This window comes from Mastigocoleus testarum BC008 (assembly GCF_001456025.1).
In the GTDB taxonomy this organism is placed as follows: domain Bacteria; phylum Cyanobacteriota; class Cyanobacteriia; order Cyanobacteriales; family Nostocaceae; genus Mastigocoleus; species Mastigocoleus testarum.
Genome location: NZ_LMTZ01000085.1, coordinates 287,457 through 302,545 on the forward strand (window position 1 = coordinate 287,457; position 15,089 = coordinate 302,545).

Annotated in this window: 12 protein-coding genes and 3 pseudogenes; 8 read left to right on the forward strand and 7 right to left on the reverse strand. The window is 39.3% G+C overall.

Annotated elements, in window-relative coordinates; genetic code table 11:
• The first annotated feature begins 18 nt into the window (after positions 1-18).
• The 6 genes and pseudogenes from BC008_RS47495 to BC008_RS51355 all read left to right on the forward strand — a co-directional run.
• Positions 19-1,596, forward strand: coding sequence for a caspase family protein (locus BC008_RS47495; RefSeq protein WP_058183643.1), 1,578 nt, complete (start codon positions 19-21; stop codon positions 1,594-1,596).
• Positions 1,581-2,495 carry an AAA family ATPase gene (locus BC008_RS14915; protein ID WP_027842618.1) on the forward strand — a complete coding sequence of 305 codons (915 nt, stop codon included), beginning with the start codon at positions 1,581-1,583 and terminating at the stop codon, positions 2,493-2,495. Before BC008_RS47495 ends, BC008_RS14915 begins: the two co-directional genes overlap by 16 nt.
• A complete protein-coding gene (locus tag BC008_RS14920; protein WP_235595868.1) occupies positions 2,459-3,682 on the forward strand; it encodes a VWA domain-containing protein in 1,224 nt (407 codons plus the stop codon). The genes BC008_RS14915 and BC008_RS14920 overlap by 37 nt, the downstream gene beginning before the upstream one ends.
• Positions 3,683-4,752: 1,070 nt before the next feature.
• Positions 4,753-5,073: pseudogene (locus BC008_RS51350) on the forward strand (DUF1257 domain-containing protein); the annotation flags it as partial.
• Between the two features lie 9 nt (positions 5,074-5,082).
• The gene (locus tag BC008_RS52930; RefSeq protein WP_456152290.1) at positions 5,083-5,190 is read left to right on the forward strand and encodes an IS1/IS1595 family N-terminal zinc-binding domain-containing protein; all 108 of its coding nucleotides are present in this window, start codon (positions 5,083-5,085) and stop codon (positions 5,188-5,190) included.
• A 131-nt stretch (positions 5,191-5,321) separates the two neighbouring features.
• Positions 5,322-5,436 (forward strand): annotated as a pseudogene (locus tag BC008_RS51355) (DUF2887 domain-containing protein); the annotation flags it as partial.
• Here BC008_RS51355 and BC008_RS14930 read toward each other — a convergent pair.
• Both BC008_RS14930 and BC008_RS14935 read right to left on the reverse strand, forming a co-directional pair.
• Positions 5,436-5,744 (reverse strand): HigA family addiction module antitoxin, encoded by a 309-nt coding sequence (locus tag BC008_RS14930; RefSeq protein ID WP_027842616.1) that lies wholly within the window; start codon positions 5,742-5,744, stop codon positions 5,436-5,438. The pseudogene BC008_RS51355 and the gene BC008_RS14930 overlap by 1 nt on opposite strands.
• Before the next feature lie 15 nt (positions 5,745-5,759).
• Positions 5,760-6,044, reverse strand: a complete 285-nt coding sequence (locus tag BC008_RS14935) for a type II toxin-antitoxin system RelE/ParE family toxin (RefSeq protein ID WP_058183644.1) — start codon at positions 6,042-6,044, stop codon at positions 5,760-5,762.
• Positions 6,045-6,240: 196 nt separating this feature from the next.
• Here BC008_RS14935 and BC008_RS50515 point away from each other — a divergent pair.
• Positions 6,241-7,038, forward strand: a pseudogene (locus BC008_RS50515) (Rpn family recombination-promoting nuclease/putative transposase).
• A gap of 399 nt (positions 7,039-7,437) precedes the next feature.
• Here the strand turns inward: BC008_RS50515 and xseB are convergent.
• Both xseB and xseA read right to left on the reverse strand, forming a co-directional pair.
• Complete coding sequence (gene xseB, locus BC008_RS14945; protein ID WP_407657058.1) at positions 7,438-7,656, reverse strand: exodeoxyribonuclease VII small subunit; 219 nt, start codon at positions 7,654-7,656, stop codon at positions 7,438-7,440.
• Positions 7,643-8,929: an exodeoxyribonuclease VII large subunit gene (xseA, locus tag BC008_RS14950; protein ID WP_036265123.1), complete on the reverse strand. Its 1,287-nt coding sequence runs from the start codon at positions 8,927-8,929 to the stop codon at positions 7,643-7,645. The genes xseB and xseA overlap by 14 nt, the downstream gene beginning before the upstream one ends.
• Positions 8,930-9,670: 741 nt before the next feature.
• Between xseA and recA the strand changes: the two genes are divergently transcribed.
• Positions 9,671-10,783 carry a recombinase RecA gene (recA, locus tag BC008_RS14955; RefSeq protein WP_027842613.1) on the forward strand — a complete coding sequence of 371 codons (1,113 nt, stop codon included), beginning with the start codon at positions 9,671-9,673 and terminating at the stop codon, positions 10,781-10,783.
• A gap of 255 nt (positions 10,784-11,038) precedes the next feature.
• Here the strand turns inward: recA and BC008_RS14960 are convergent, their stop codons facing one another.
• The 3 genes from BC008_RS14960 to BC008_RS14970 all read right to left on the reverse strand — a co-directional run bounded on the left by BC008_RS14960 (position 11,039) and on the right by BC008_RS14970 (position 14,937).
• Entirely contained in the window at positions 11,039-11,809 is a 771-nt protein-coding gene (locus BC008_RS14960; protein ID WP_063800769.1) for an FHA domain-containing protein, read from the reverse strand.
• A gap of 323 nt (positions 11,810-12,132) precedes the next feature.
• Positions 12,133-13,743, reverse strand: coding sequence for a serine/threonine-protein kinase (locus BC008_RS14965; RefSeq protein ID WP_027842612.1), 1,611 nt, complete (start codon positions 13,741-13,743; stop codon positions 12,133-12,135).
• 345 nt (positions 13,744-14,088) lie between these two features.
• Positions 14,089-14,937: a pentapeptide repeat-containing protein gene (locus BC008_RS14970; protein WP_058183646.1), complete on the reverse strand. Its 849-nt coding sequence runs from the start codon at positions 14,935-14,937 to the stop codon at positions 14,089-14,091.
• Positions 14,938-15,089 lie beyond the last annotated feature (152 nt).

Below are 15,089 nucleotides of genomic sequence, written 5' to 3' on the forward strand. Positions count from 1 at the left end.
TGGATATATAAATGCAATATGAGTCGAGATGCTTTAGTAATAGGAATAAACAAATATCCTTTCCTCAAAGATCCATTAGGTAAATGCAAGCATCTCACCACCCCAGCAACTGACGCAGAAGTTATTGCCCAACAGTTAGAAGCTAACGAAAACTTTCGAGTCAAACGCTTCCCAGCAAGTATCATCAATGGAAAATTACAGGTTGATCCAAATCCAGATAACCCTTTCAAAACTGAAGAATTAGAAAAGGCAATCCTCGATCTATTCCTTCCTGAAACTGAAAGACCCCCAGAAACAGCTTTACTATTCTTCGCTGGACACGGATTGCGGAAGCAATTAAGACAAAATTTAACACAGGGTTTTTTAGCAGCCAGTGATAGTTCTCCAAGAAAGAATCAGTGGGGTTTTTCACTGGAACTTTTATGGAATATACTACTGCAAAGCCAAGTCAAACAGCAGATTATTTGGCTCGATTGCTGCTTCGCTGGAGAATTACTTAATTTTAAGGATACTGAATTGAGAAGACAAAGTCCAGGGTGCGATCGCTCTTTGATTGCAGCATCCCGTGACTATGAAGTTGCCTATGAGCAGCTAGATGGTAAACATGGGATACTTGCGGGTGCTATTTTAGCTGGACTTAACCCAGATTTAGTCCCCAAAGGTAAATGGATTACAAACCGGATGCTAGCAGTTTCTGTTGAACAAAATTTGCAAAAATACTACGATTCGGTCAATATTCCCCAGACCCCACTGATTAGCGATCGCGGAGAAGTAATTAGGTTGGTTCAAAGAGAAGCTAGACCAGCTTCAGAATCAGAAACTTATTCTCCCAAAATGAAACATACCTTGATGTTTGACTTGCTGCTACAAGTAGACTTTCAGGAACAAACAAGGATAGTCCGGGAAGTGATGAGAAGCCACCGTACAGCAGCTTTCTTAGTTCATAATCAGCCTGAGTGTGGGTTGGAATTTTTATTGGCGAAATTACTTCGGACAAAAGCAAGTTTAAAAAAGATTAGTCCAATAGTTTTTGATGTGGGTTACAGGAGTATCGAACGTTTGTGGATACAATTGGGCCGTAAATTCGACGTACCCTCGAATTCAGCTTCCGAAATTCTGGAAAAAGTTTGTGATCGCTGGCAAACTCAGGATGTAGTTTTCATCTTTAATCAGGTCGATTGCTTAGAAGCAGAAGTTTTATCTACTTGGCTAGAGAATTTTTGGGAACCATTGGTAACTATCGGGAGGGAAAATCCACCTCAACAATCTACTCACTTGTTCATGTTCTTAGTTGACCGTGGTGGTAAAGTTCATCAGTCCAATATTAATGGAGCTGAACCAAGTCCTGCAGTTACAGATCCGCGAATACCTTTACATTTACCAACTATAAATAGTTTTTCTCAAAATATTATTGAAGAATGGATTGTAGAAGTTTTAATGCAACGCAGTGATATCGAAATAGAACTAGAAGAATTTACATCTGAAATATTATTCGAAAAATCTTACGAAGGTATTCCTCAATACGTTTTTGAAGAAATTTGTAGCTTTTTTAGTATTGATTGCGAAAAGGTTTTTGCACAATGCACAAAAATTTGACAAATGTACTCACTGCCAATGGCAAGCAATATTATACCGGTAAGCCAATCTCACCCCAAGATTGTCAAAAGTATGGACTTTCCCCTTACCTACCATCGCCAGAATTAATTAAAGCCGTTAACCTTGCTATTTTCCTTGAAAAGCGTCCTTTATTAATCAAAGGTGAACCGGGATGCGGTAAAACTACCCTAGCCCAAGCAGTAGCTCACGAATTAGGTTTACTTTACCAAGCTTGGTATATAAAATCCACCACTCGAGCAAAAGATGGACTCTACACTTACGATGCTGTAGGACGTTTGCACGATGCTCAACTTGCTCGCATGGGAGAAGCAAGTAATTCTCAAATCAAGAATTTAGATAACTATATTAAATTGGGACCCTTGGGACGTGCGTTTAAAAATCAACAACGCACGGTAGTACTAATTGATGAGATTGATAAAGCAGATATTGACTTCCCCAATGATTTGTTGCGAGAGCTTGACGAGCAAAAATTCACGATTGAAGAAAAGGGGGAAGAAGTCAAAGCAAATTACCCTCCCATCGTCATTGTCACCAGCAACGATGAAAAGGATTTACCTGATGCTTTTTTACGACGTTGTTTGTTTTACTATATTCAGTTTCCACATACACAATTAGCTAATATTGTCAATTTTCATTTTCCCGAATCTTCGCCCGATTTAGTAGAAGCTGTGGTGAAACGTTTTAGCGACTTGCGACAGAAAATGGAGAAGGGAAAAACAGGTAAGAAAGTTACTACCAGTGAATTATTGGACTGGTTTGCTGTGTTGCGACAATTCCCTAAAGATGAAATATTAAAGCAACTAGAAGAAAAAATACCCTTCCCCGAAGTTTTATTGAAAAAATGGGAAGACCATTTGCGGTATTTACAAAAATCATGAACCTAGACCAACTACCACTGCTAGATATTTTTAATGGTCTGCGACAGCGACATGGTTTACCGTTGGGGGTTGAAGAATATTTAGCCGTTGTACGTAGTTTAGAAGCAGGTTTTGGAATTAGCGACCGCCAAGAATTAGAGCAGCTTTGTTGTATGTTATGGGCAAAGTCTGAGGATGAAAATCGTCTCATTCAGCGGTTGTTTGAGGAGATGTGGAAACAAGTCAAATCGCTCCCAAATTTCGATTTAAACATACAAGAAAATTCCCCTGCGTCTTTATCTTTAAATGAAACTTCATCCAGAAATGAAACTTCATCCAGTACTGACACCTCAAGTTTAACTTCTAGCTCACCTACATTAGAAAATGACGAATCTACCTCAATTGAAACATCAACTATTGAAGAAGATCCAGTTGATGAACCTTTACCAGATTTAAAGACAGCTTCTCCTCCCACCATCACCCCCGAACCGGTACAAGCAGTTCAAGCTGTGCGGAGCAATCGTAGCGAGAGAGAAATTAAACGTCCCCGCTACATGCTTTTGACAGAGTATTTCCCTGTAACTAAGCGAAAAATGAAGCAGTGCTGGCGTTCTCTGCGTCGTCCGGTGCGCCAAGGAATACCGACAGAGTTAGATATTGAAGCGACGGTAGCAAAAATTGAACGTGAGGGAATTTTACTACAACCCGTACTGATGCCGCCACGTATAAATCGCACTGATTTGGTGTTACTAATCGACCAAGAAGGCTCGATGGTACCGTTTCACGACTTATCGCGCCAGTTGGTAGAAACGGCGCAACGGGGAGGACGGCTGAGAACAACGAATGTATTTTATTTTCACGATTACCCGGATGAATACTTATACCGTCATCCAGCAATGATTGATGCTAAGCCTATTTCTGAGGTTTTGGAGGAAATTGGCGAACGGGCGGCGGTATTAATAATTAGCGATGCTGGAGCTGCACGGGGGAATTTTGACCAGGAACGGATTGATAATACTAAGGTATGGATTAAGGAGTTACAACAGTCAGTGCGTTATTTTGCTTGGCTCAACCCAATGCCGAGTGAAGACTGGGGACAAACTACAGCTGGGGAAATTGCCAGTTTTGTACCGATGTTTGAGATGAGTTCCCAGGGAATGAATGCAGCAATTAGTGTGTTGCGGGGTCGATATATTGCAGTCAAATAATTGGATGAATCTTTACGCTACTAGAGTTTTTATTAATGCCAACCACAAGCAAAGAGCGGGAAATGCAAATAGCCCAAAGACGGGTTAAAGGATTTACCCAGCAGTTTGGGGAAGCACACCGTAACTTGGCTCGTCATGCGGCGTTCCCTTTGGTGCTGACACCCGAGCTACTCTACCAACTTTGGGCAAACTTTGTGCCGGAAGCCCCTTGGACAGCGGTTGCTCGTGTATTGCTATCGCGTTTATGTCGCCAGGTCGGCTATGAAATGTATGAGATGGATATTGCTGACCGTAATTTATTATTGCGGGAATTGAAGGAAGAGTTTGGACAGGAAAGATTTGATGAGTTGGGAGAGTTTTTGCTGGATTATGTGGCGCAAGTGTTGGTTGGAGATGATCCAGATACGCAGGATTTAGCACAAGCTCAGGAATGGACTGCGTTGGCGTATTCTAAGCCCTATAAAGCTGCGCGAGAATTGGCAAAGGTACTGAGTCAGAAAGTGCAGCAGGAGGATATTGGAGAAGTTTTTCGTTTGGTTTCGTTGCTGGAAACTCTTGCACAGCCCCTCATAAAATCAGGTTTTCGCCCTTTATTAGTATACTCTCAAGGAATGAAGAGTTTTTTCTATGGCAACTTGAAGGAAGCAGTAGCCCAGCTTGAAGAAATTGTTGATGAGGAAAGTCAGCTATGGGTTGCTGATGTAAATTTGCTTGTTCCTGAACAGATAAAAAATGAAATTTCGGAATCTGCAGTAGCCCAGCTTGAAGAAATTGTTGATGAGGAAAGTCAGCCATGGGTTGGTGATATAAGTTTGCCTGTTCCTGAACAGATAAAAAATGAAATTTCGGAATCTAAAGAACCCAAAGCTCGTAATCTTAAAGCTACTGAGCATGGATTAGAAATAATTGAAAAAGCTATAACGAGGAAATATTGGGAAAAATTAGATGAGCGTTGGGTTCGAGCTTCCAATACTTCAGTAGAAATTTTAGAACAATTTTGGCAAAAATTAGAAATTCCTGAAGATGATTTCATCAGAATTTGTGAGGCTGTACATGTTGATTGGAAAATTATAAAAGGTAGTCACTTTAGTTCCCTACGTACTAAAATCACAGATGCGGAAATTTTCAAAAAAAGTCTCCGAGATTTGGGAATAAGGGTGAAAACAAATGCTGATGTTCGCGGTTACGGTATAAGAACTCGCGTTGACATTGTTGCAGTCCTTGAAGGCGAATGTGACATAGGTTTGGCTAAAAATTCCGACGGCTCTTATGACTACATTGTTGACTTGTGGGGTCTTGCTAAAAAGTACAATCAAATAGAACTCATTAACTCCATTAATCAGAAATATGCTGTTAATAAAACATTGGCACAAGCCAAGCAGCGTGGTGTTATTAAAAAGATGAAATGCCCTAGATGTAGTTCTAATCAAATAGGAAAACGTGGTTATTTTCAAGGAAGGGAAAACTATATTTGCCGTGAATGTGGTACGCAATTTACAGATTTCTAATAAAGCTTTGTTCTTAAACTGTAAAAAAGAGCAAATAATCGAATAAAATTAGAACTTGCGACACCAACTCAGGATCAATCCGCGTTAAAACAGATATGATATCATACCATTTATTCTAAAGCTTCCCCAGCATCTTCTTTGAACTCATCAAGCAACCACCCGAAACCGCCAACAACTACCAATTTTCCTCAGTCGAAGTTAAGCAACTCGCTTTCCGGATTAGATGGTGTATTTCTCCCCAAAAATCAGGCTACATCATTGAACGGACGTGTAGGTATTTGATTATAAACTTCTGTATTCTCTTCAAGAGCTTGACGTATATCGTATTGCGTTTGTAAATTCAACCAAAACTGAGCACTATTACCAAAATAACGAGAAAAACGCAAAGCTGTATCTGCTGTAATACTGCGTTTTCCAGATAAAATTTCACTAATTCGTGTCTGAGCTACACCTATATCTTTACTTAATCGATAAGGAGTGATACTTAATGGTTCTAAAAATTCTAGTTGTAGAATTTCCCCAGGATGTATATTTGGTAAACGGTTATCCTTCATAATTATTGACCTGCATCAGTGGTAATCTACTATTTCAACATCCGAAGCGTTGGTTTCATCTGTCCAAACAAAGCAGATTCGCCATTGGTCGTTAATACGAATACTGTACTGTCCTTTCCGATCGCCAACTAGTTTTTCCAAGCGATTACCAGGTGGGACGCGCAAATCATTAATTGATGTTGCAGCATCAAGCATAAGCAGCTTTCTTAAAGCAGTTTTTTGGATATTGGGCGGATAATGAGAAGATGTAAAGCCGTCAAATATAAGCTTTGTCTCTTCAGATTTAAAACTAACAATCACAATACTATCGCTTTACGTTACTATCGTCAAACGTTAGTATAAACTTCAATGTTGAAAATTCAATATTGAGATCGGGTGTTCAGCGTCCGGGTGCATCAGATCACCAAAAATAACTTCCTTGATAATATTTCCCAATCAAACCTTAAAGATATAAAGTAATATCTAAACTTACGCCAACAACTCAGCATCGATCCGCGTGAAAACAGACACGATATTCTACCGTTTATTTCAAAGCTTCCCCAGCATCTTCTTTGAACTAACTCATCAATCAACCACCCGAAACCGTCAACAACTACCAATTTTCCTCCGTAGAAGTTAAGCAACTAGCTTTCCGAATTGATGGTGTATTTCTCCCCAAAAGCGATCCATCATCCCTCATCTACTTTGCAGAAGTGCAATTCCAAGCGGATAAAAAATTCTACTCTCGTCTGTTTACAGAAATATTTCTTTACCTTGATAAAACAGAACTTACCAATAATTGGCGTGGAGTAGTAGTTTACCCAAGTCGTAGCATTGATGTGGGAGAAACAGAAAGATATTCAGAACTACTCACATCCGGATGAGTAACGCGGGTGTATTTAGACGAACTAGATTCAGCAGCAGAACAGTCTATTGGTCTTGGCACTGTTAAATTGTAGTAGAGCCAGAATCAAGCGCAGTCACAAAAGCTAGGGAGTTAATTAAACTCGCCGGAAAAGAAATAACATCGAAAATTACCCAAAGGGAATTTATCGAACTGATAGAAACAATTATTGTTTATAAATTTCCCGAGAAAAGTTGGGAGGAGATTGAGAAAATGTTTGGATTTAGCGAGTTAAAGCAAACTAAAGTTTATCAAGAAGCTAAACAAGAAGGTAAAGTCGAAGGAAAACTCGAAGCAGTTCCTTTTATGTTAAATTTAGGTGCTACTGTAGAACAAATAGCTGAAGCCTTAGACTTGGATATCGAGTTGGTTAGATTAGTAGCCCTAAAAGCTAATACCAAACCACAATAAAATTATTGATAAAAACAACCGAGTTATAAAAACTCGGCAAACTGACCTTAGCTTTGCTTCCTAAGGTCTACAGTTACCAAATTTTCTTTATCTCTAATATCCCCTATCCCGCCCTCAGTTCAAAACTTCAGTCAATTCCAACTGATTCACAGTATAAAACTACGCTGTGAATTGTAACATTTTGACTTACTCTTACGAGAAAGCTTATGTCAATTACTTTTGAATTTCGACTTATGTCCTACGGACACGCTATGCTAATGAATTTTTACTTGCGCATAGCGCTAGACTTGCGTAATTTTTGTTTATGGGCAACAGATTAATAATTATTATGTGCAAGGTAATTTTTGTCAATCTGCCCAAATATGGAATTAAATTAAAACCACATCGCCAACAGCGAAATTAACTATCTTGCAAATTTTCGATCAATAAATCTACTTGCTGCTGACGTTCTCGTAGAAAAGTTTCGCATTCACACAAAGATTTTGCAGCCACAGCAAACTGCTCGAACACTTCTTCCAAATCTAAATTACCCGCCTCAATGCTAGCTATTATTGCCTCTACCTCAGCAACCTTCGCCTCATAATTCCACTCAGAATCCAATTTTTCAGCCGATTTCATGATCATTAGAGTCTTTATCCCTTAATGCCCTAGTATTTTTTATTTCTGTAACTCGTACCTGAATTTCTCCATCATTCAACTCTACCAATAACCGATCCCCCTCAGTCAAGTCAGCAGCACAACGAGCAATAATTCCGTTTTCTTGTCTTACTACAGCATAACCACGCTTTAGTACTGCTTTAGGGTCAAGAGTTGCTAATTTTTGTCTCAACATCTCTACATATGCAAAAGATTGTTGCAACTGCAAGGTTGTTCCCTGCAACAATCTCTGACGCTTCCAACTTAAGGCTTGTAATTCCTGTTCAATTTGCCGATCTAAGCCCAAACGTCGCAAACGATTTTCGATTAATTGCAATCTATCTGCTGCATCTGTGTAACAGTTACCCACTACTTCATATAAAGTAGTAACTCGTTCTTGATGCTGACTGTAAAGTTCTGCGATCGCAGGTACAACTAATTCTGCCGCTGCTGTGGGGGTGTGTACTCTTCGATCTGCAACCAAATCTACCAATGATTCATCTCTTTGATGACCGATACCCGTAATTATCGGTATCGAACATTCAGCAACTGCTCTGACTACTCGTTCATCATTAAAACAAGCTAATTCTTCTACAGCCCCTCCACCACGGGATAAAATCAACACTTCTGCCCGTTTGTCCTCTTCTACCCTCTTAATTGCTTTAACAATTGAAGTCGGTGCTTGTTCCCCTTGGACTGTCGCCGGAGAAAACAATACGTGTAAACCCGGATATCTCTGTTTTAAAGTTTTTTGAATATCGCCCCAAGCTGCTGCGGTTGGTGAAGTGACAACAGCAATCGTTTGGGGATGGGAAGGAAGGGATTTTTTTCTCTCAACATCAAATAAACCTTCAACCTCCAAACGTTTTCGTAGTTGCTGGTAACGTAACGCCTGTAAACCAACACCAGCAGGCAAAGTTTGCCATACATTAAGTTGATATTCTCCCCTTGCAGGATATAATCGCAAACTACCCAGAATAATTAACTGTTCCCCAACTTTTGGTAACTGGGCGAGTTTTCCTAGCTGACTCCTCCAAATTACGCATTTAATAGCTGCGCCACCATCAGGGTCTTGGAAAGTGAAAAATAATCCGACCTTATGATTATTGGCGCTAGAAACTTCTCCTTTCACCCAAATTTGGCGTAAATGCTTGTCCTCTTCCACAAGCAAACGAATGTAGTCAGTTAATCCAGTTACTGAAAGCGCTGTATCAGCAATGAGGTCGACAGCAGAATTAGAAAGCTCAAAAGACATGATTTTGGTGGGAACGGACGCGAGTCTAGATGTATTATTTTTTATGTTTGCTTATATAACGATAAAGACCCTTAATGTAGCACCAATTAAATCAGATGTCATCAATTTAGGGTCGTAAGTCAATTTCCTATCAGGTCTATTAAAATATAGTTTCAATCCTTTTTTAAATATTTTTTAGTTTTCATTCTAATGTGCGAAACATGCCTTATAGTTACTGCATAATCATTATGTAACTTTGTCAACTAACTGAGTGAAAAAGAAGATTATTCTACATATCGACTAAGTAATAATACGTTATTCAGTAAAGTTCAATTACTTGTATCATTTCGGTCTCACACATTCACACAGAACAGAGAATATCAATATAGGAAACATCAATATCGGTATTACGAGAGGGATTTTTCTTCCCACTTGTTACTTTTAAAATTCCAATAACGAAGTTCGATAATTCTCATATTTTGTTGTTGTAATTAATTTGATAGTCAACTTAAATCACCAATCTTTTAATCTTTAACGCTACTATTACCTACCAAGTAAGCTGTAAATTAGGATGTCCTCACACTTTCACAGCAAGTCAATTAAAAATAAACAGATCCATTTTCGCATTTTTCACGTAAAGTAGTATTTATGTTCTAGTTAACATCTTAGATCGAAATTTAAAATTAGGCACGACTCATCTTACTGATCGACGTCTTTCGTGCTTGGAACATTTGGAATTAAATTATTATCTTAGAGGCAATAATGGCTGTTAACACCACTGATAATGCAGGAAAGGAAAAAGCCCTCAATATGGTACTGAGCCAGATTGAGCGTACCTTTGGAAAAGGCACAATTATGCGCCTGGGGGATGCTTCCCGGATGAAGGTAGAAACCATTTGCACTGGTGCGCTCACTTTGGATCTGGCTTTGGGAGGTGGTTTACCCAAAGGAAGGGTAATTGAAATTTATGGTCCAGAAAGTTCGGCAAAAACAACAGTAGCGCTGCATGCGATCGCAGAAGTACAAAAAGCAGGTGGTATTGCAGCTTTTGTCGATGCAGAGCATGCTCTTGACCCCACCTATGCATCTGCGCTGGGTGTAGACATCGAAAATTTACTAGTATCTCAGCCCGATACAGGTGAAGCAGCCTTAGAAATTGTCGATCAATTGGTCCGTTCTGCAGCGGTGGATATTGTGGTTGTGGACTCTGTTGCGGCGTTGGTCCCTCGAGCAGAAATTGAGGGAGATATGGGTGATGCTCACGTAGGTTTACAAGCTCGTTTAATGAGTCAAGCTCTACGTAAAATTACTGGTAATATTGGTAAATCTGGTTGTACTGTTCTATTTATTAACCAGCTCCGGCAAAAAATTGGTATTAGCTACGGTAACCCAGAAACTACAACTGGTGGTAATGCTTTAAAATACTATTCCTCTGTTCGTTTGGATATTCGCCGAATTCAGACCTTGAAAAAAGGTACCGAGGAGTTTGGGATTCGAGTCAAAGTTAAAGTAGCAAAAAATAAGGTCGCTCCACCATTTAGAATTGCAGAATTTGATGTTATTTTCGGTCGAGGAATTTCCACTTTAGGATGTATTGTTGATTTAGCAGAAGAAACAGGAATTCTCAATCGTAAAGGTGCTTGGTACAGCTACAACGGCGATAATATTTCCCAAGGTCGAGATAATGCGATTAAATACCTTGAAGAGAATCCAGAGATTACCGAAACAATTAGACAGTTAGTACGTGAAAAACTAGATTTAGGAGCAGTTGTTTCTTCTAATTCTGTAAGCAGCAAAAACGGTAAGAGCAGCAAAAAAGAAAAATCCAGTGATGAAGGATTAGATAAAGCATCACCAGAAAGCAGCAAAAAATAAATATAAATAACTCGAGCCTTCTTTATTTTTTCAGGGAGGCTTGAGCAAATTGGAATGTTTACAGTAAATATAAAATACTGATTACCAATTCCCAATCCCCATATGCCGCTATGAGCGCGCTTGCGCGTTAGCACATTAGTGAAAGCGAAGCGTGACGTTAGTCAGAGGCTTTGCCGACGCCGTAGGCTCTAGCGGTGCGTTAGCACAGGCGGCGGGCGGCACGCAGTGCTATCCCCAATCCCCTAAGTGTAATTTTTATTTTGATTCAAAGAAACTATCAACTATTTCTGAATTTTGATGTAATTTTAAATGTTTCTCTAAGATAGATATTCCTACAAGATGGCGGTCGCTGCTCTTAAGTTTTTGAAGTATTTCTGGAGAAGAACTTAAGCTTGAAGGAAATTGTTTTGTTTCGTCAGAAAAATTCTCAGGTTCACGAGTATTTAATTTATTTTTTTTAGGTATTGATTGCGTTAATAGCTCGGTGGCTACAATAGGTAGGATTTGGGTAGATAAATTAATGAAAAATGGAAAAATTAAATTTCCTAAACGTATAGAATCCCCATCTTGAATTTCTTGGGATTGATAAATTCTCTCCCCATTTACATAAGAACCATTAGTACTGTTGAAATCAATTAGAATAAAACCTTTCGCTTTGAGGTATTGAATTGCTGCATGATGTCGAGAGATATATTGGTTACCAACGCAAATTCCATTATTTTCACCACGACCGATTGTCCATATTAATTGTGGTTGTCGCAACTTGCGAGATTTTCCTTCTCCTAAATTAGTAATAATGCAAGACTCTTTTCCATTAATTACAGCTTGGACATAACTTTGTCTTGTTTGTTCGAAAGATAAATCAGTAAGATTTTCTAGTTGGAGAATTTGATTTAAAAGAGCACCATGATGTTCATATAACTTCAAAAAAACTTGATAAAGTTGTAGCTTTTTCTGAAGTTCACTTTGAGCTAACTCAGCCACTACAGGCGAACGTTCCACTCTTGATAAATGTAAGTTGCTCATATCGATTGTAAATGTTTGGTGTCATTTTAAAAGCAGAAAAGTATTGGTACCGATTTTCTACCGAGACACTGATTTCAAGCAGGTTTATCCCCACTACTCGATAAATACGAAATTACCGAGAGTTTTCTTTAAAAAAATTAATTTTGACTGGCGTTCGGTATCACTATCTGCTTCCATGAGAAAATCTGAATTTTAAATAATATACTTAGGTGTACACTTTTAGATTAAAGTTTTTGTATATTTGTTGTAACCGCGTTATTACCGAAATTATTAAAAAAACATAAATCACTAATCAACAAGCATCATTAAATAGTTATTAATAATCACAACAAACCACGTCGACCATTGGGACGAATAGTCATCCAGTTTGTTTTAGCTAACGCAAGTTGCTCATCTGTAACTTTAGCTCCAGTTAAATTAGCTCCACACAGATTTGCTCCTCGAAGATTAGCATGGGAAAGATAAGCATTACTGAGGTCTGCACCACGTAGATCGGCTCCTTCTAAATCGGCGTAGGAGAGGTAAGTTTTACTCAAGTTAGAATCCCGGAGATTTGCGCGATTCAAGCTTGCTTTCCCAAAGTCGTTATTATGAAGATTAGCTCCTTGGAAGTTAGTTTTTTCTAAACGGGAAGAATGAAAATTAGTTTCAGATAAATTTGCGCCAGGAAGATTTAGCAGACTTAAATTATGGGAAGCAAAATCTCGCCGACCTTTAAGATATGCAGCTAATAAATTCTCGGCATTTAAGTAAGGCTGTAATTTAATTCTGCTAACAGATGTGGAGTTTCCCGAATGAACATTAGTGCTTGACGATCTTGGTTGTGTTGTTACGACTCGCTGACGTGAATCCTTGATATTGGAATTTGTATCTGGGATACGAGCACGTCTCGCACGAATTGCAGCTGCAACTTGAGCGACACCAGAACTACTGCTATTTCCAGTTGAATTATTCGAACTGTTGTCAAAATTGGAGTATTTTCCTTTTCCGATATTATTTGGTTGTGCAACCAAGCCATCAGCTAAACTATCCAGATAAGGCTCCATTTCCAAAGCTCTAAGAACTTCAGAAGCCGAATGGTAACGATTGCGGACAGAGACTTCAAGCATCTTACGCAACACTTCAATAAAGTGTTGACTAACTTTAACCATGTTTTCCCACATCATTTCACCAGTTGTGGGATTGTATTCTAAGTCTTTGGGTGATTTACCAGTTAATAAGTAAATGCAAGTAATTCCCAAAGCATAAATATCACTAGCGTAGACCGGTCGCATAGCCATTTGTTCTGGTGGAGCAAAACCAGGAGTACCAATAGCGTATGCAGTCAGCGCAGTCTGACCAGATTGTGATGCAGCAATTTGAGTTACTTGGTTTTTAACTGCACCAAAATCAATCAAAACCAATTTCTTATCTTGAGCGCGGCGAATTAAGTTAGCCGGTTTGATATCGCGGTGAATTACTTGACGTTCGTGGAGATATTGCAGTAAGGGTAACATTTCACAAAGAAACTCCCTGACATCAGTTTCATTTTGCGCTCCATTGCGTTTTACCTCTTGTTGTAGAGTTGCTCCACTGATATATTCTTGTACTAAGTAAAAATGTTCTCTATCTTCAAAATAGTCTAATAATCGTGGCATCTGGGGATGATTGCCAATTTTTCCTAAAGTTACAGCTTCTCTTTCAAAAAGCTCGCGCGCCATCTGTAAGAGATAAGGTGCTGTTCCAGAAGGACGCAATTGTTTAATTACACAACGAGGTTGTCCCGGTAAAACTCTATCTTCAGCTAAAAAAGTTGCTCCAAAGCCACCTTGACCTAAAGCTTTTAGCACTTGATAGCGATCGCGCAATAACAGTTGCGAGTCACAAGAGTGACACAATTTAGCATTTGCCTTATTTCTAGGCTCTGAACAATTAGGATTTAAGCAGTAGCTCATGTACTGTAAACTCGCAGCAATACGAATACATTAGGTCTTTACACCCTAATCTCATTATTCAAATTAGAACTTAATGTCGCTAGGTAAATTCTGCTGTAAAACCTTTAAAGAGTTGCTAAAGATTGACCGATATTGGGTAAAGTCATGGAAAAACCACGAGTTTTGATCCGGAATAGCATTTTATGTGTAGCATTACGTAATTAGTTTAAGACAATCAACAATGGGACTTCCAAAGAATAAAATAATCAACAATGAAAATGATAATCATTGTAGAGGTGGGGAATCAGTGCTGCTGAGTCATTTTGTAGTGTTTAGTCTAAACTCCAGTTATTAATACATAACCCCTTACCAGGTTGAAAACCATAATCTTCGAATAAGATTGACAAACTTTGAGTAATTTTTATAAAACCCCAATCCCAGCTGTCGCTTTAAGGCTTCTGGTAGATTCTTTGAGTTTTCCAAGCCGCGTACACCTTCCCAGTTTGTATCTTTATCCCAACGGCAACTGAGGAAGTACAGACCCCTCCTGAGGTTTGCGTAACTGAGGTCTGCGTTGCTGAGATCTGCGCCGCAAAGGTTTACACCCCTGAGAAGTGCAAAAGTAAGGTTTGCATTACTGAGGTTTGCATTACTGAGGTTTGCTCTGCTGAGGTTTGCTCTGCTGAGGTCGGCATGACTGAGATCTGCGCTCCAGAGGTTTGCTCTGCTGAGGTCAGCACCACTGAGGTTTCGTCTTTCAGATGGCTGATTAAAAATTTCCCAGACTAAACGCCATTTGTTGTCAAGTTTTGTCTGGTCGGAGATGATTGTATTTCTGAGGTTTGCTCTGCTGAGGTCGACACCACTGAGGTCGGCACCACTGAGGTCGGCATGGTTGAGGGCAGTACTATTAAGGTGGGCACCACTGAGGTTGGCACCACTGAGGTTGGCATCATAGAATGTGACACGAAAGAGGTTGGCATTATTGAGTTTGGCATTATTGAGTTTGGCATGATAGAGTTCGGCACCATGGAGGTCGGCATCACTGAGGTTAGCGCCACTGAGGTTTACACCACCGAGATTGGCACAACTGAGGTTAACCCCATTGAGGTCAACTTCGCTGAGATCAACAAATATATTTAGATTTTTTCTTCTAAAATCATTCCAAGTATCTACATCTTGCTTCAGCAAAGCAAGATGTTTTTCATTAGCCATTGCAGGTTATCTTAATTTTTTATACTTACAGGACTTACGCAACTGGCATAAGCAATGGTGCGCCTCGGCGCACCGAGCGCCTAAAAAAACTACAGCGTATTGCAACTTTGGGGTGTCTCAGTTGCTCAATTAGATAGTTTGAAAGTAAATTA